This window comes from Streptomyces rishiriensis, from assembly GCF_003112535.1.
GTDB classification, from domain to species: Bacteria; Actinomycetota; Actinomycetes; order Streptomycetales; family Streptomycetaceae; genus Streptomyces; species Streptomyces rishiriensis.
In genome coordinates, this window is sequence record NZ_BEWA01000025.1 from 71,669 (window position 1) to 87,159 (window position 15,491).

14 protein-coding genes and 1 pseudogene are annotated in these 15,491 nt (G+C 69.1%); 3 read left to right on the forward strand and 12 right to left on the reverse strand.

The genetic code is table 11. The features are described 5' to 3' along the window. Nucleotides 1-113: 113 nt before the first annotated feature. The 3 genes from Sri02f_RS44225 to Sri02f_RS35145 form a co-directional block, all read right to left on the reverse strand. Complete coding sequence (locus Sri02f_RS44225) at nucleotides 114-2,144, reverse strand: glycosyltransferase family 2 protein (RefSeq protein WP_174855773.1); 2,031 nt, start codon at nucleotides 2,142-2,144, stop codon at nucleotides 114-116. 414 nt (nucleotides 2,145-2,558) lie between these two features. After that, nucleotides 2,559-3,977 (reverse strand): glycosyl hydrolase family 28-related protein, encoded by a 1,419-nt coding sequence (locus Sri02f_RS35140; RefSeq protein ID WP_159106831.1) that lies wholly within the window; start codon nucleotides 3,975-3,977, stop codon nucleotides 2,559-2,561. A gap of 512 nt (nucleotides 3,978-4,489) precedes the next feature. Continuing rightward, nucleotides 4,490-6,169 carry a glycoside hydrolase family 13 protein gene (locus Sri02f_RS35145; RefSeq protein ID WP_109005370.1) on the reverse strand — a complete coding sequence of 560 codons (1,680 nt, stop codon included), beginning with the start codon at nucleotides 6,167-6,169 and terminating at the stop codon, nucleotides 4,490-4,492. A gap of 452 nt (nucleotides 6,170-6,621) precedes the next feature. On the opposite strand from Sri02f_RS35145, the gene Sri02f_RS41465 reads away from it, so the two are divergent. Then, nucleotides 6,622-6,813: a DUF6417 family protein gene (locus tag Sri02f_RS41465; RefSeq protein WP_159106833.1), complete on the forward strand. Its 192-nt coding sequence runs from the start codon at nucleotides 6,622-6,624 to the stop codon at nucleotides 6,811-6,813. A 31-nt stretch (nucleotides 6,814-6,844) separates the two neighbouring features. Here the strand turns inward: Sri02f_RS41465 and Sri02f_RS43255 are convergent, their stop codons facing one another. The 4 genes from Sri02f_RS43255 to Sri02f_RS35175 form a co-directional block, all read right to left on the reverse strand. Then, on the reverse strand, nucleotides 6,845-7,375 hold the full coding sequence (locus Sri02f_RS43255) for a DUF6233 domain-containing protein (protein WP_307721062.1): 531 nt from the start codon (nucleotides 7,373-7,375) through the stop codon (nucleotides 6,845-6,847). Nucleotides 7,376-7,601: 226 nt separating this feature from the next. Next, a complete protein-coding gene (locus Sri02f_RS35165; protein ID WP_167467685.1) occupies nucleotides 7,602-8,186 on the reverse strand; it encodes a TetR/AcrR family transcriptional regulator in 585 nt (194 codons plus the stop codon). Between the two features lie 380 nt (nucleotides 8,187-8,566). Next, on the reverse strand, nucleotides 8,567-9,958 hold the full coding sequence (locus Sri02f_RS35170; RefSeq protein ID WP_109005373.1) for an amidase: 1,392 nt from the start codon (nucleotides 9,956-9,958) through the stop codon (nucleotides 8,567-8,569). Continuing rightward, nucleotides 9,945-10,154 (reverse strand): hypothetical protein, encoded by a 210-nt coding sequence (locus tag Sri02f_RS35175; RefSeq protein ID WP_109005374.1) that lies wholly within the window; start codon nucleotides 10,152-10,154, stop codon nucleotides 9,945-9,947. Before Sri02f_RS35175 ends, Sri02f_RS35170 begins: the two co-directional genes overlap by 14 nt. 133 nt (nucleotides 10,155-10,287) lie before the next feature. On the opposite strand from Sri02f_RS35175, the gene Sri02f_RS35180 reads away from it, so the two are divergent. Continuing rightward, complete coding sequence (locus tag Sri02f_RS35180; RefSeq protein WP_109005375.1) at nucleotides 10,288-11,553, forward strand: MFS transporter; 1,266 nt, start codon at nucleotides 10,288-10,290, stop codon at nucleotides 11,551-11,553. 24 nt (nucleotides 11,554-11,577) lie between these two features. Further along, nucleotides 11,578-12,504: an MBL fold metallo-hydrolase gene (locus Sri02f_RS35185; RefSeq protein WP_109005376.1), complete on the forward strand. Its 927-nt coding sequence runs from the start codon at nucleotides 11,578-11,580 to the stop codon at nucleotides 12,502-12,504. A 102-nt stretch (nucleotides 12,505-12,606) separates the two neighbouring features. Here Sri02f_RS35185 and Sri02f_RS35190 read toward each other — a convergent pair. The 5 genes and pseudogenes from Sri02f_RS35190 to Sri02f_RS35210 all read right to left on the reverse strand — a co-directional run. Beyond that, nucleotides 12,607-13,248: pseudogene (locus Sri02f_RS35190) on the reverse strand (transposase); the annotation flags it as partial. 125 nt (nucleotides 13,249-13,373) lie between these two features. Continuing rightward, nucleotides 13,374-13,661: a barstar family protein gene (locus Sri02f_RS35195; protein WP_109005377.1), complete on the reverse strand. Its 288-nt coding sequence runs from the start codon at nucleotides 13,659-13,661 to the stop codon at nucleotides 13,374-13,376. Continuing rightward, on the reverse strand, nucleotides 13,585-13,908 hold the full coding sequence (locus tag Sri02f_RS41910; protein ID WP_167467684.1) for a hypothetical protein: 324 nt from the start codon (nucleotides 13,906-13,908) through the stop codon (nucleotides 13,585-13,587). The genes Sri02f_RS35195 and Sri02f_RS41910 overlap by 77 nt, the downstream gene beginning before the upstream one ends. 48 nt (nucleotides 13,909-13,956) lie before the next feature. Continuing rightward, the gene (locus Sri02f_RS35205) at nucleotides 13,957-14,895 is read right to left on the reverse strand and encodes a helix-turn-helix domain-containing protein (RefSeq protein ID WP_109005379.1); all 939 of its coding nucleotides are present in this window, start codon (nucleotides 14,893-14,895) and stop codon (nucleotides 13,957-13,959) included. Nucleotides 14,896-14,905: 10 nt separating this feature from the next. Then, complete coding sequence (locus Sri02f_RS35210) at nucleotides 14,906-15,172, reverse strand: hypothetical protein (RefSeq protein ID WP_109005380.1); 267 nt, start codon at nucleotides 15,170-15,172, stop codon at nucleotides 14,906-14,908. Nucleotides 15,173-15,491 lie beyond the last annotated feature (319 nt).

Sequence of the window (15,491 nt, forward strand, 5' to 3'; positions counted from 1 at the left end):
GGTCGGATGCCCCGAGGGAGACCCACCCGCACCTGTGTGACGACTGCAGGCAACGCGCCACTCACCGCCGAACGCCAAGCCCAGCAAACCGAGCACGCGCACCAGGAGCACGACTAGCCCATGCCCGAGCAGAAGACCGGCGGCACCTGGATCTCACGCTTCCGCCAGTGACACGACCGGACCCGGCATGGACCGTGATGAGAACCAGCTGCTGAGCCGCCGGGTCTAAGGCGCCGACCGTGACCGCCCGGGCCGGCGGCCGGACCGGCGCGCCACGCCGAACTGGTCGGCGGGCCGCCGCCGGAAGGTCTGCTGCTCGACATCACCGGCTTGGCGTAGGACGAGGTCGACACCGGTGTCGCGTTGGCAAACGAGCTGAGGCAATTCGGTGCCGGCGGCCGGGCTGTGTATGACCCGGGCCCCGGCGACCCGACCTGCTTCGACCGGACCGGCGACGCTCCCTCATGTCCTGGGCCGACTCGCCCACCGAACCGGGCCGGGGCACGCTGGGAGGCGTGACCAGCGCGCCGATCGTCGTGCACCGGCCCTCCCGTACGGGCGACCGGAGCACCGTGCACAGCAGCGGCCGGGACGAAATCCTCGGCACCGCCTCCAGCGACCACGACCTGGTCGTGTTCCTCGACGGCACCGGCGTCGTCACCCCCGAGGCCGTCCTTGTTGCATGCGCTGTGGAGCGGTCGGTGATGACTGTTGCACGTCCGGCTGCGCACGTCCGTTAATCGTGGGTGTACGGAGCCGGTCGATGCCGGCCCTGATGTCCCTGGTTGGCGCCATGGTGGCATCTCGTCGTGCTTCGGTTCTCCGTTGGGCAGGGACAGCAGCAGTCCGAGGGGATACAGGCGACTGAGGCGGATGACTGCTGCGGTGACACCACAGAGCACGAAGACGGCGATCAGGTGCCAGGCGATGCCGAGCGCGATGCAGGCGAAGGCCAGGCCCACGACGCCGGTCAGCAGGAGGACCAGACCGCAGGTCGTGACCAGCAGCCTCCGGAGGCGTTTCTTACGGCCGCGTGCTTGTTCCCAGGTGGCGTCGGAGCGGGCCAGGATATCGATGAGAGCTTTGGCGTAGACCACGTTGAGGAATTGGTCGAAAAGCACTTCCGGCACAATTGCAACGGCGAGCAGCAGGGCCTTCCAGCCGCCGCGTTTGGATGCCCAGACGCGTTCGAAGGCCGCGATGCCGGTGACCGCGGCCCAGAACCACGGCACTCCGGGGAAACCCTTGGTGACGGTGTAGTAGCCCAGGACGGTGAGGAAGAAGGGGACGAACGCCACGCTCAGATAGGTGAGCGCTTGCCGGCACACGTAGGGCAGCGTGACGCGGGTGAGGCCGTAGGCTCTGAGGTTGTCCAGGGCGCCGCGCTGCCACCGCAAGCGCTGGTAGTAGAGCCGCGACCAGGTGGGCATGAGCTCGGTGCCCACGATGCAGGCGCACGGGGACACACAGCGGTATCCGAGCTGTTTGAGTGCGAGGGTCAGTTCGTTGTCCTCGGTCAGCGACTCCACGTCGTAGACGCCGTCTCCCCTCGGCAGGGTGCTCTCTGCGCGGGCTCGCTGGATCTGACGCAGTGCCTTGGCCGGGTAGAGGGAGGCGGTGCCGGTCAGGACGTCGGCGCGGCCGCGGCGGCGGTGGAGTTCACGTGCGTAGCGCACGTACTCGTTGTCCTGGAGGTGGCAGACCAGACCGTGCAGGGGGTAGCCGAAGAAGATTGCGCCCACGCCCCCTATGGGCGGCAGGCCGGGTTCCTGCTCGTGCAGGCGGCGGGCTGCCCTGGCGATGAACTCAGGGGACAATGAGGTGTCGGAGTCCATGACCATGACGGCGTCCTCGTCGGACAGCCGTGGCAGTAACTCGTCCAGGACCTGGTTGAGCGCACCGGCCTTGGCTTGCGTGTTCCCGACCGATTCAACGACCCGCGCGCCGTGGGCTGTGCTGATCTGGGCGGTGCGGTCGGTGCACCGGTCGGCGACGACGATGACCTCGTCCGCGGGGCGGCTCTGGGCCGCGAGCGACTGAAGAGTCTCGGCGATCAGCGCTTCTTCGTCGTGCGCGGGCACCAGCACGACGATCCGTCCAGGACCGGCGCGGCGAAGGTCGGGTATGTGTCCGGGCAGGGTCATGCCCTTGGCGGTGAGATCTCTGCGCTGACGTACGAACGCAGGCCCCCAAGCCTCCTTGCGCCTCTCCCTCCGCGTCGGCCGGCCCACCAATGACACCTCGGCTTTCGGTAGCGCCCATCAGCCGGGCGGACTTGTTCCGTGGCCAGCCTGCGACAGGAGGATCGGGTTCCTGCTCCTGTGGGGCGCCGGGTTGCTTGAGCGATGGCGACAGCGGCGGGAGAACGCCCAGCGCCGATGAGAGGGCTGTCCTCGTCGGAGCACCGCGGCAGCCGCCCGCTCCAGGGCCTGATCCGCCCCGCCGCCCGGCTCTGCTCGCCGGGAAATGACGGTGGTGCCCTACAGCCGATTCTCCCCGGTCGGGGCGGCCCGGCAAGTGGATCACTGCGGTCGCGCTCTCGCCCCGGTCCCTGCAGCTCAGAATCCCTTGACGAATTCGAGTACGTACCACTTGTTCGTGGTGGCGTTGTAGATCGCGGTGAGGAAGTCCCGTTTGTTGGCCGTCGTGGTGAGGGTGACGGTGGGGATGGTGGTGCCCTTGACGAAGGCCGAACTGAGGGTGAGGGTGCGGTTTCCGGTGGCGTCCTGGATGAGTTCCCAGGTCACGCGTTGGCCGTTGGTGGGGTTGGTCGGTGTGCCCAGGGTCCTGTTGCCTTGCAGGGTGACGCGGAAGAGGGTGCCGAGTGCCGCGTTGGTGGCGATGGTGGGGGCGTCGGTGAGGGTGACGGGGGCGGGGCTGACCTTGGCGTCGACGTAGTCCTTGCGCGTCAGGTGCTCGGCCGCGGTCGGTGCGGTGCCGGAGGAGACGGTGCCCTCGTAGTAGGCGGAGTCCGCGCCGTAGACGAATCCGGCGGCGACGGTGCCGCCGGCGGTGTCGTTGATGATGTTGGTGCTGCCCGCCAGCGACAGGGGTTCCACGTTGCTGCAGTCGCCGAGGGTGGCCGAGCAGCCGGAGTCGACTTTGATCGAGTTGACCGCCGTGCCGGTGGGTGTGTTCTCGGCGAATCCGAGGATGCTGACCGCTCGGGCGGCGCCGGTGACCCAGATGCTGACGTTGGGGCTGTTGTAGGTGAAGGGGTTGTACAGGCCCACGCCGATGGCTGCGTTGATCTTCCAGCTGTAGCCGTTGTATCCGGTGCCGCGGTTGACCGCGGACTCGGCTCCGCATCCGGTGAAGCTGATGCCCTGGCTTCCGACGCCGGTCACCTCGTAGCCGATGCCGCAGTGGTCCGCTGCGCAGCCGACGAAGGAGCAGTAGGCCATCGTGTCGAGACGGAAGCCGGCGTTGGTGACGATGTCGGCGTAGCAGGCGATGAACGAGCAGCTCGTCCCGGCCGCGCCGCCGGGGACACCGTGGATGTCCCAGCCGTGATTGCCGTTGTTGGCCGATGTCACTGCGGTGAACGTGGACACGATCGGGTTGGACAGTTCGATGCCGGTGTTGCCGAAGAACTTCACCGTCATGCGCGAGAACGTCAGCGAGACGGTCGCGGGGTTCGCCGATCGCGTCAGCAGGATTCCTTTACCGCTGCCGCTGCCCGGTCCCTGGACGGTGAGGTCCTGGATGGTGAGCCTCGTGATGTCCGAGCCGGTGAGGCCGTTGGCCGTGGTGCTGCTCTGCGCGATCACCGACGAGCCGTCGCTGACGCCTTGCAGGATCAGGTTGGAGCGGGCCACCAAGGCGGAGGAGATTTTGTAGGTGCCCGCCGGGAAAACGACGGTTCCGCCGGAGGAGGGCACCGCGTTGATCGCGGATTGGATTGCGGTGGTGTCATCGGTGACGCCGTTGGCGGTCGCACCGTAGTCCAGGACGTTGAACCAGTAGCTGGTGGCCATGATGGTCTCCGTCGCTTGCATGTCGCGGGGTGCTGATCAGGGAGCAGCAGAACACCGGAGTCGGTAGCCGGCCCTGAGGAGAGGCGATCAGAGCGATCGCAGTCGAGGTTTCAAGGAGGTTGGTCGGCCCCGGGAGGGGGAGCAGCTCGTTGTCTGGGAACGGGCTCCGTGACCGGCTGCTCAGGGAGAGCAAGGGGCACGATCGCCGACTCGCTGTCTGATTACGCTACGGATGTGACTGGTTACGCCATGCCAGCTTAAAGACTCCCGGACAACCCGTGAAGGGCTTACGTGTCTGGACGTGCGTCCGTCGGTCTGATGGCCGACGACGTAGTGTCGCGTTCGGCGCTGCCCGGCGGTCAGCCGGTCGCCGGACCGTCGCAGGCCGATCTGGGTGGCACCGGCCTGCATCAGACTCGTGTCATGGGCGCTCCACGCCGAGGCTCCAGGTCCAATTGGTGGGCACGTCGGTGTCATCGGGTGAGCCACACGGCCGCATCGCCGGGCAGACGTCAGTTCTCCAGGAGAACGCTGCTCAGGAGCACACCATCGTGGCCAGGAAGCCGAAGGGCGTCGGGGCGGAAGTTGACGATGCACTGGAAACCGGGGAGACGGGTGAAGGACAGCACGCCGGGGCCGGCGAGGGGATCCCAGACCAATGCCCCGTTGCCCAGGGCCGGGTGAAGCCTGCGGATGTGCAGCGCCCGCCGGTACAGCTCCAGCATCGACTGCTCATCACCTTGCTGCACTTGCACGGTGAGGCGCTTCCACTCCTGCGGCTGGGGCAGCCAGGGGGCTGATCCGGCGTGGTCGGGGCTGAAGCCGAAGGGCGGGGTGTCGCCGGACCAGGGCATCGGCACACGGCAGCCGTCGCGACCGCGGTTGGTATGCCCCGAGCGCCGCCAGATGGGGTCCTGCAACGCCTCGTCAGGCAGGTCCTCCACCTCCCACAGGCCAAGTTCCTCGCCTTGGAAGAGGTAGGCGCAACCCGGAAGAGCCAGCGTGAGCAGAACGGCCGCACGGGCCCGACGCGTGCCCAGCTCCAGGTCGAACGGACCGGCGAGAAGATGATCGGCGAGATCATGCACCGGCCCGTCGGACTGCGGCCGCCCGTAGCGGGTCAGGTGTCGCACGACGTCATGATTGGAGAGCACCCAGGTCGCCGGCGCGCCGACGGCGCCCATCGTCGTCAGCGAGCTGTCGATCGCCGTGCGCATGTGCGCCGCGCGCCACGGGGTTGTCAGGTAGTCGAAGTTGAAGGCGGTGTGCAGTTCTCCGGGCCGGGCGTAGCGGGAGAGGCGTTCTGGATTGCGCGCGCACGCCTCGGCGACGAACACGCGGGGCTCGGCATAGGAGTCGGCCACCGCGCGCCAGTGACGGAAGACTTCGTGGACCCCCTCACGGTCCCAGTGAGGATGGCCTGGATGGGCGGCCGATCCGATGAGTTCGATGTCTGCCGGCCCCAGGTCCGGCAGACCTGGGGCCTTGATCATGGCGTGCGCGACGTCGATGCGGATGCCGTCGACGCCGTGATCGAACCAGAACCTGAGGACCGACTCGAATTCCCGGCGGACCTCGGCATTGTCCCAGTTGAGGTCGGGCTGCTCAGGCGCGAACAGATGCAGGTACCACTCTCCGGGCATGCCGTCGGGTTCGACGACCCGGGTCCAGGCCGAGCCGCCGAAGACACTCCGCCAGTTGTTGGGAGGCAGGTCACCATCCGGCCCGAGGCCCGGCCTGAAGATGAAACGGTCCCGTCCCGCGCAGCCGGGACCGCCGGCCAGCGCCTCCTCGAACCAGGGGTGCTGCGAGGAGGCGTGGTTGGGCACCAGGTCGATCAGGATGCGCAGCCCCACGGCGTGGATCTCCTCAATCAGCGCGCGGGCCTCGGGCAGGCTCCCGAACGTGGGATCGATGGCCCGGTAATCGGTGACGTCGTAACCTCCGTCGGCCATCGGAGAGGGGTACCAGGGATTGACCCACACCGCGTCCACACCCAGCTCGGACAGATAGGGAAGGCGTCGGCGCAGCCCGGCGAGGTCTCCGACACCATCGCCGTTTCCATCAGCGAAACTACGCAGGTACACCTGGTAGCAGACTGCGTCACGCCACCACTCGGCATCCCCGCTGCGGGCATCGTCCCGGCGCAGTGACGTCTCCCAGGGCAGATCCGGATCGTGTCGATGGGTCATGCGGCGGCCCGCGCCGGCAAGCCACCACGAGTGGGGCGAATGGAAATCAAGATCACCAACGCCAACCGCCACGATCTCGACGGACAGGGATCACCACACGCACACAGATGAGTCGTCACCACGGCCAGTACAACGCAGGTCAGCGTGTGAGGACACTCGCATACGTAACCGGTCTCGCCGGTGCGCACGGCGTCGACGTTCGTGCGGTTGAGCCCGTACTGGATCAGCCATTCGGGAGGAGGCGGCCGCATCTCCTCACCCCGTCGCCGCTCTGCCTCGCGCCGCTCTTCCACCGCGATCCATCCGTCGATTTGAGCGAGGGCCGCCGTCGCCTGCTGGACGCCGCTTCGTGTCGTGCTCCACGGGTGCGAAGTCGATCTCGTCGAGGTCGAGGTGGTCGTAGTCGTCCATGAGCTGGGCAACGTCGGCAGCCTCGGCAAGTCACGGTGGAAATGTCTGTGGCCCCGGCCGACGAGGACGCCGGCCGGGGTCGCGGAGGAAGACCTCTGCGCCTGCTGACCCTCGACGAGGCACATGACCTGCTGCGAGTGCTGCGCACGATGGCGCAGGAAGGCGGGACGGCCGCGGGGGAGGCGGACCGCCTGGTGCGAGAGATCGGCGCCCGCATCCCCTCGACGCACTGACCACTCTTCCCGCCCGCTGGCTGGCCGCAGCTCAGGGGTGGGTGCTGAGGTGGTGCACGTGCGGACCCCACTGCTTCAGGACCGGCGTGGCGCACCATGGCACAGCGGCATGCCGCCGTGGCCGTACTTGTGGGTCTTTCGCTGGCAGGCGGCGCAGGGTCCGGCCTGGCTGCCCAGGCAGACGAGGCGGACGGGTCGGGTTCGGTGAGCGGTGGTGGGGGAGCGGGGTGCATCGGCGGTGTCCTTCCGGCGGCGTGGGCCTGGGGGCTGCGGTGGGGCCGTCGGACAAGTCGATGACGTTCAGGCGGGTGTCGGGCCGGCAGTGCGTACAAAGGCGCAGGCCGTCGGCCAGCAGGCGGCGGGCCTCGTCACGGTCGACGGGCCGGCGGCGCTTGCCCGCCGTGTAGCAGTCCCCGGCGTGGACCTGCACGGGCGGTCGGCCGGCGCCGATGCCGAGCTCGACCGTCCACTCCGGCAGCGGCGGCCGGCGCGCCCGGCCCCGCTCGATCTCGGTCTGCCGCTGGCGCACAGCTTCGATCTTCGCGTCGATACGGGAAGCCACATCGCGTGCCGCACCCGCAGCGTGTGCAGGCGCTCCAGATCGGGCGGCAGGTCATCGAACGCACTTTTGATTCTTTGTCCACGATCGACGCCTTGACGGCGCGTGTTCGATTTTCTGTTCGATAACGTGAGGAGTGGGAGGTGGACGTCATGACGGCACAGCTGCTGTCGGCGGGACAGGGCACGGTGATGCATGTGCGCTGCCCCGACCGGCTGCCGGAGGAGACCTATCGGCAGGTCCTGGAGGAGATGGCGCCGGTCGGGCCGAGGACCGCTGTCACGAGCCGACGCGCGTACGCGGCGTCGAGTCCGTCCGGGCGGAAGAGGATGCGGTACATGAGCGGGGCGACGACGCCGTCGATGACCGTCTCGACGTCCGGCGTCTTCTCCCCGCGTTCTGTCGCACGGGTGAGGATGACGTCGATCTGTTCGGCGGCGTAGGCCGAGCACTGGCCGGCGTTGCTGCCGTCCGGGTCGCCGAGCAGGGCGTCACGGATGTAGGCGCGGCCGGCGGGGGAGGACATCTCGTCGAGGAACTGCTCGGCCCAGGCCGTCAGGTCGGCTGGCAGGGCACCGTGGTCCCCGGGCGCGGTCTCGGGCCTCAGACGCTCGACCGCCACGTCCGACAACAGCTCCTGCAGATCCCCCCAGCGGCGGTAGATCGTCGACGGTGTCACGCCCGCGTGCTGGGCGATCATCGGTACCGTCAGGGCGTCGCGGCCCACCTCCGAGGCGAGTTCGCGCACGGCGGCGTGCACCGATGCCTGGACCCGGGCGCTCCGCCCACCGGGGCGTACCATCTGCCTGCTCATGGAACCCACCTTAAAGCGAAATCATTGCGTCTAGTGACCCGCTGGGCCACCGTTCGACGAGCCTCTCTCGCTGCGAGTCGTGTGGCCGGCGCCGCCTCGGTGCACGCCCGCAGGGAGGAGACCTTCATGGCGCGGGCGTGATCCGCCCCCTCGTGCTCACAAAAGACGTCGTCCAGGCGCTGGGCTGGTCGTCTTCCGCGCTGCGAGATGCGCGGTGCGGTCTGTCCGCTCCATCGCCCTCGGCGCCGTCACCGCTCGGGCACTTTCGGGGAACGCCCGCGCAGGCTGTGTCGTCGAGAGCGGGTGAGTGCCCGACGGTTGCGGCACGGCCGTCGGGCACTCACCCTGCCCATGCGATGCTGCCGGGTCCCGTCCTTCGTTCACGTCGCGTGTGCGAGGTCGTGAACGGGCTGGGTCTGCTCGTAGGCGTGGCCGACCCTTAGGAGCACGCTCTCTTGGAGCGGTCGCCCGAGCAGTTGCATGCCGATCGGCAGCCCCGCCGTGTCGTGGCCGACCGGCATGGACAGGGACGGTACTCCGGTGATGTTGGCGGGGGACGACAGGCGCACGTAGGCGTCGGAGACGCCCTCGACGGTGCCGTCGGCCCAGGTGATCGTCTCCTGACCGGCCGTGACGGCGGTCGCCGGGACGGTGGGGGCGGCGATCACGTCGACCTCCGTGAGCATGCGGGCCCATTCCTGCCGCATGAGGGTGCGGGAGCGCTGGGCGCGCAGGTAGTCTCCGGCGGGCATCAGTTCGCCTGCCTCGAGGAGGACGCGGACGTCGCCCTGGTAGAGCTCGGGGACCGCGCGCAGGGTCGCCTCGTGGTAGGCGGTGGCCTCGGGCACCATCAGACCCCACTGCGTGGCCTGGATGTAGCGCGTCATGGGGATCTCCACCTCGACGAGGCGTGCGCCGAGCGCCTGAAGCTGGTCGATGGCACGCCGGACGGCGGCTTCGACCTCGGGGGCGACCTGGTCGAAGTAGTAGGTGCGCGGCACGCCGACCCGCAGCCCCGTCAGGTCCGTGCCCGCATCCGGCCGGTAGTCCGTGGCGGGTGTGGTCAGGGAGGCGGGGTCGCGGGGGTCGTGCCCGGCCAGGGCGGCCAGGACCAGGGCCGCGTCCTCGACCGTGCGGGCGATCGGGCCGACGTGGTCCAGTGACCAGGACAGGGATGTGACACCGTGCCGGGGGACGAGCCCGTAGGTCGGCTTGAGGCCGACGACCCCGTTGAGCGCGGCGGGCACCCTGATGGATCCGCCGGTGTCGGTGCCCAGGGCGAAGGTGGCCATGCCCGCGGCGACGGCAACGGCGGACCCGCCGCTGGATCCGCCGGCAACCCGGCCTGTGTCCCAGGCGTTGTGGGTCTGTGGGGTTGTCAGGCCATAGGCGAACTCGTGCGTGTGCGTCTTGCCCAGCAGGACCGCACCGGCCTCCGCCAGGCGCGCGGCGACCGTGCTGTCGGTCTGTGCACTGTGGTCGCCGCGGACCCGGGAGCTGGCCGTTGTCGCCGTGCCCGCGACGTCGATCAGATCTTTGACGCCCATGGGGATGCCGTGCAGCGGACCGAGGTAGCGGCCGGCCGCGATGTCGTGTTCGGCTGCACGCGCGGCAGTGCGGGTGCGCTCGGCGGTGACGGTGACGTAGGCCCGAAGGCGCGGCTCCGCCTGTGCGATGCGCTCAAGGACCGAGTCCGCCAGCTCGACGGGGGACAGCTGCCGTGCCCGGATCGCGTCGGCGGCTGCGGTCAGGGACAGCTCATGCGGCTGCATAGGGCTTCTCCTGTTCAGCGCGGTAGGCGGGGGCGGGCGGGGTGTCCCCGAAGTCCAGCTCCCGCAGGACCGCGACGACGGAGTGGATGTGGTGGGCGGTGGCCGCGACCGCGGCGTGGCGGTCGGCAGGCAGCGGGAGCCCGGCGCGGGCGGCCCAGCGGGCCGCTTCCGGCGGGGTGAGCTCTACGGCGGACATGGATCTCTCTCTTCTCGGGCCGAAGCGGCGAAGCGCCCACTTCGGCTACAAAAGCTAAGCATTTGCGTTAGTCCACTGTAGGGTCTACGGTTCCTTAAAGCAAACCCATTGCTTTTAGTGCATGAGGAGTCCCATGCCCACCGTCACTCCCCGAGCACCCGCGCCACGCCGTCCCTACCAAGCCGCCCGCCCCCGCACGGCCAACCGCGCGGCGCCCTTCGTCCTGAACGCCTCGGTCCTGGCCGCACTCCTCGCGGCATCCAGTGCACCCACCCCGCTCTACCCCCATTACCAGGACGCCTGGCACCTGTCCGCGCTCGCCATCACCGTGGTGTTCAGCGCCTACGCTCTGGCCCTGCTGCTGGCCCTGCTCGCCACCGGAGCACTCTCCGACCACCTGGGACGACGCCCCGTCCTGGTGGGGGCCCTGGCGGTGGAGACCGCCTCCATGGCGCTGCTGGCCTCGGCGGACGGCGCCGGTGCACTGACCGCCGCCCGCGTCCTGCAGGGGGCGGCCACTGGCGCGGCCGCCAGCGCCGCGGGCGCGGCCCTCCTCGACCTGGAAAACCCCCGGCGTCCGGGCCGGTCCGCCCTGGCCAACAGCATCGCCCCGGTGGCGGGCATGGCCGCCGGCGCCCTGGCCTCCACCCTTTTCATCCGTTTCGTGCCCGCCCCCACGGTCACCGTGTACGTCGTGCTCGCGGTCCTCTTCGCCGCCCAGGCGGTCGCGGTCATGTTCACGACGGAGACGGCCCGCCCCCACCCCGGCGCCCTGAGTTCGCTGCGCCCTGAGCTCGCCGTGCCCCTGTCGGCGCGTCGCGCTCTGCTGGCGGCCGGTACCGGTGTCGTCGCTGTCTGGGCCCTGGGCGGCTTCTACTCCGCCCTCGGGCCGGCGCTCGTGCGCCTGGTGGCCCCCGGTGCCCCGCAGGCGGCCGGCGGCATGGTCTTCTTCACGCTGACCGCTGCGGCCACGCTCACCGTGTGGATTCTGCGGCGCACGGCGCCGTACGCCGTCGCTGTCGGCGGGAGCCTGGCCGTCGTACCCGCTGGTGCTCTGACGCTGAGCGGTCTGCACGGCGCCGGCCTGCCCGCCGTCTACGGCGGCGCGGCTCTGGCCGGGATCGCCTTCGGTGCCGTCTCCCAAGGGGCGCTGCGCATGACACTCGCCTCCCTTGACGCGCAGGACCGTGCCTCGACCCTGGCCGCCTACTACGTCCTTAGCTACCTCTCCATGAGCCTGCCCGCCATCGCCGCGGGCGCCGCCACCCAGCACTACGGGCTGCGCACCGCCGCCCATGCCTATGCCATCGCCGCCGCCCTGCTCGCCGTCGCGGCCCTGGCCGCACTCACCGTGTCAAGGGGCAGGACAGTCCACCACGCGCACAACGACCTTCCGTAACGAGACCCAGAGGACAGAACGATCATGAGCACTGCCCACCACAACCACCCGGCCACCGACCTGACCGCCGCCCCCTCCTGGACCGTGGGCGACGTCACCGTCCACCGCATCGACGAGGTCCTCCTGCCGCCCGCCACCGGACCGTGGCTGCTGCCCGACGCCACCCCGGACCTCGTCGCCGCGCAGGACTGGCTGCGTCCCCACTTCGCCGACGACGAGGGCACCCTCCGCATCGACAGCCACAGCTTCGCGTTCACCCTCGGCGGCCTGCGCATCCTGGTCGACACCGGCATCGGCAACGGCAAGGAGCGGGCCAATCCCGCCTGGCATGGCCTGGATACCGACTACCTGCAGCGCCTGGCCGTCGCCGGATTCCCCCCGGACTCGGTCGACCTGGTGATCCTCACCCACCTGCACGCCGACCACGTCGGCTGGAACACACGGGAGGTGGACGGTGGTTGGGTGCCCACCTTCCCCCATGCCCGTTACCTGACCTCCCGCACCGAGCGGGAGTTCTGGGCCGGGTACGACATGGACGAGGCACGCGAGCAGATGTTCCGCGACTCCGTGATCCCCGTGGAGGAGGCGGGACTGCTTGACCTCGTCGACGTCCCCGCCGAGGGCGTCGACGTCGCCCCGGGCCTGCGCCTGATCCCCACCTCCGGCCACACCCCCGGCCACGTCGCCGTCGAGCTGACCAGCCACGGCCGGACGGCTCTGATCACCGGCGACTGCATCCACCACCCGGTCCAGCTCGCCCACCCGGCCATCGGCGCCTGCGTCGACATCGACCCAGCGCAGTCCGAGACCTCGCGCCTACAGCTGATCGCCTCACTCGCCGACACGGACACCCTCGTCCTGGGCACCCACTTCGCACCGCCCACCGCCGGCCGCGTCGTTTCCCATGAGGGCGGCTACCGACTCTCGCCCGTCCCCGCCAGCTCGCACTGACCCGGCGACGGTCCGGGCTGTGTCCATCAGGGGGAGCGTTATCCGCTTGTCGAGTGGCGCGTCTTCGCGGCGCCTCGGCTCGGCCGGGCAGGCGTCGAGCAGGTAGGACCCCGACGTCGGGGAAGTGCCGGAAGCAGACGGCGAGGCCTTCGTTGCGGGCGGCAGTGGCGTCGTGCATACGCCCAGGTCGCAGGGCATCGGCCCATAACGTGCGGCCCGCCAGTCGGCGATCACGGTGGCCTTCACGGTGTTCTGCTTCTTCTTGCCCGAGACGAACGCGCGCCGACCGCCGCGGCCGGCCGGTGGCCGGCGGACCTGGATCTCGGCGGCGTCCAAACGCAACTCGACGCCTTCGGCCTGGGCGTAGGCAAAAACATCCGTCAGCGTCCGAAGCCGCAGGCCGGGACGGTCGGGAACCGCGCACCCGCGCTCCGCCAGGAACGTGTGCACCTCTCCGACCGCCCGGGTGAGGGTGGAACGGTCGACACCGAACAGCAGCCCCAGCACCGAGTGCGGTAGGTCGTGCCGCAGATGGATCAGTGTGGCCACCAGCCGGTCGACAAACATCAGCTGATGGCGGGCGCCGGCACCTTCGGCCCGCTTACGGGCCCTGCCCCGTGCAGCATGGCGACGACCCTCGGCCCCGGCCCGCCACGGCTCAGCCAACTCTTCGACCAGGCACGCAAGATGATGCCGGGAGAGCCCCGTGAACAGCCGATGCGCCAGCACCGCCCGATTGACCATGGTCGCCACAGCGGGATCATGTCATCCACCTGGCACGACACCTCACCCGCTATCACGCACCAACTCGTAAGTGCTGGGCCGGCCTGACGAGTCAAGCCAGAGCTCGTCACTCAGGATCCAGGTGGTCACGGGCGCCAGACCGCGAGATCCAGGGCCACTGTGAGGAAAACTCCCTCGACGCAAACAACAACGTCCGAGTCGCCGATCTCGGCCGCGAACTCCTCGGCTGACACCTCGTCCAGCAGAAAAATGAAGTGCTCGATCACCAGAAGAGCGTCGGCGCCGTGTACCACCGCGGCGATCGCCGCCTCACCAGCGGCATGGCCGTGAAGATCATCAAGACAGTCGACCAGAGCGTCCCAGTTCCGCCCGAAGCGGCCGGGAAATCCGATCGCCGGGCGAAGGCGTCGCACGACTCAGATCGTCCCGCAGGTCGCCGGCGTGCAGCTCATAGAGCCGGCCACCCGCGGTCTCGGCGCAGTTGCGGGCCATGACATTCATGATCGTCGCCTCGCCGTGCGCGGTGGTGCTCTCCACCACGCCGCCGCTGCTGTCGGCGATCGCCAACGCAGGATGCCGCGGTGTGCTCGCCAAGTCCGCCGTCGTCATGGACAGCAGGGCCTTCGCGACGTCCAGATTCTCGACGACGCCGATCGTCATCCGGCGGCAGGTCGTCGAACACATTTCCGACTCTATGCCCAGATGCGGCTACGCCACGGGCACGACGGGAGACCACGGCGGGGTGCCCACCCAGTGCTTGCCGTAGAACACCGGCACCAGCTCACCAGCGAAGCTCCCCGCGCATGGATCAACAACAAACGGCCTGGCCCATGTGCGGGAGAGTCTTTTCAGCCACGCCAGGAGCGCTTCACAGTCCTGCTGCGCCTTCTTGATACGCATCTGATTCTCGGTGATCATCTCCTCCGTGCTGGTCTCGATACGAAGAGCCCGCCACTGCTTGGCCTGCACCGTCTCGCGTAGGCCGTCCAAATAGAACTGTTTGAGGTTCGCGTCTAGCCACTGCCACACCAGGCGGTACTCATCGGGTGTTGGCGCACCGTGCACCTTCACCCACGCCTTGAACCAGGGCGCTAAAGCGCTGCTGCTGAGATGGCAAGCTTGCAGAAAGGCGACGAACTGCCGCATGTCCCGGGGAACGGTGTGCCCGTTGGCGATCCTGTTGGCGGTGCTGCGCGACAGCTGCCGCCTAGACTGCGCCGCCATCTGCCGGATCGAGGGCCGTCCCGCATAGGCCCACTGTTCGCGCAGCGCTCTGCTGAGGTCTGCCAGGTCGTGGACAAGCTGCGGTTTCGGTACGACCGTTGAACGGCGGGCCGCCCGCTGCTGCTCCTCAACGGCCCGCTTGGCCGCGGCGTGGAGCTCGGCGAGGACGGATTGTGAAGCAGCCTGGTCCTCGGCACTGCATTGTGCCCTGCAGGCCGCTGTGTAGGAGGAGGCGACCGAGTAGCTGGGCAGGTGTTTGCCGCTGGCGGCCCGCTTGAGGTTCGCCGATGAGCACGGGGTGCGCTCGGCCAACTGGCTGTAGGTCAGGTTGGCCGCGTGCCGCCAGGACCTGAGCCGTTCGGCGAGGGCTCGCAGCTCAGGCAAGGTGGTGGAGGGGTCGATTGGCACTTCGCGACGTCCCATGACACTGCCCTCAGCTGTCCGAGCCGGAGGTCAGGGCCGCCTTCAACAGGCGCTGCAACCAGCGTCCGCCGCGGTGGCCCAGGCTCATGGCCATCAGCACGGTGACGCTGATTCCGCCGGCGGCGGACAGCAGGATGACGATGTCGCGGATGGGCTTGTGGGCGACGAGGGCGAGGACGACGGCCGCGGCCAGGAAGCCCAGGATGACCAGAGCATGAGGCAGGCCACCAGGCAGTCCCGTGCAGGACGAGGCAGAGGCCTCGTGGGTGTGGCGCATGGAAATAGCCCCTTTGATATCGGGGCGGCGGCCCGGGCAGCCGCCGCCGTGCTGCTGACTCCGTGAACCAGGGAGATCGCAAGACGGCTTGGCAGACCGTCTCGAAAAACCGACCATCCAGTTCCCATGGGTGCAAGGTCGCGGGGCATCTGCCCGACAGCGATCTGGCTCCCGGCATCCAAGGGTTCCAGCAACCGGGCTCTCGCGGCAGCAGGCCTCCCGGTCGGCTCATATAGCGCCCACAGTTGGGCCGGTGCCCGCCAGGTGCACTGACCTGCAGGCTTGCTCGACGCTTAAGGCATTGGCTCACGCTCTGACC

Bases quoted from the DNA above. Each gene is read 5' to 3' on its own strand.
- Sri02f_RS44225 (WP_174855773.1), bottom strand. From the start codon at position 2,144: ATGACCCTGCCCGGACACATACCCGACCTTCGCCGCGCCGGTCCTGGA.
- Sri02f_RS35140 (WP_159106831.1), bottom strand. From the start codon at position 3,977: ATGGCCACCAGCTACTGGTTCAACGTCCTGGACTACGGTGCGACCGCC.
- Sri02f_RS35145 (WP_109005370.1), bottom strand. From the start codon at position 6,169: ATGACCCATCGACACGATCCGGATCTGCCCTGGGAGACGTCACTGCGC.
- Sri02f_RS41465 (WP_159106833.1), top strand. From the start codon at position 6,622: ATGTCTGTGGCCCCGGCCGACGAGGACGCCGGCCGGGGTCGCGGAGGA.
- Sri02f_RS35165 (WP_167467685.1), bottom strand. From the start codon at position 8,186: ATGAGCAGGCAGATGGTACGCCCCGGTGGGCGGAGCGCCCGGGTCCAG.
- Sri02f_RS35170 (WP_109005373.1), bottom strand. From the start codon at position 9,958: ATGCAGCCGCATGAGCTGTCCCTGACCGCAGCCGCCGACGCGATCCGG.
- Sri02f_RS35175 (WP_109005374.1), bottom strand. From the start codon at position 10,154: ATGTCCGCCGTAGAGCTCACCCCGCCGGAAGCGGCCCGCTGGGCCGCC.
- Sri02f_RS35180 (WP_109005375.1), top strand. From the start codon at position 10,288: ATGCCCACCGTCACTCCCCGAGCACCCGCGCCACGCCGTCCCTACCAA.
- Sri02f_RS35185 (WP_109005376.1), top strand. From the start codon at position 11,578: ATGAGCACTGCCCACCACAACCACCCGGCCACCGACCTGACCGCCGCC.
- Sri02f_RS41910 (WP_167467684.1), bottom strand. From the start codon at position 13,908: ATGACGATCGGCGTCGTCGAGAATCTGGACGTCGCGAAGGCCCTGCTG.
- Sri02f_RS35205 (WP_109005379.1), bottom strand. From the start codon at position 14,895: ATGGGACGTCGCGAAGTGCCAATCGACCCCTCCACCACCTTGCCTGAG.
- Sri02f_RS35210 (WP_109005380.1), bottom strand. From the start codon at position 15,172: ATGCGCCACACCCACGAGGCCTCTGCCTCGTCCTGCACGGGACTGCCT.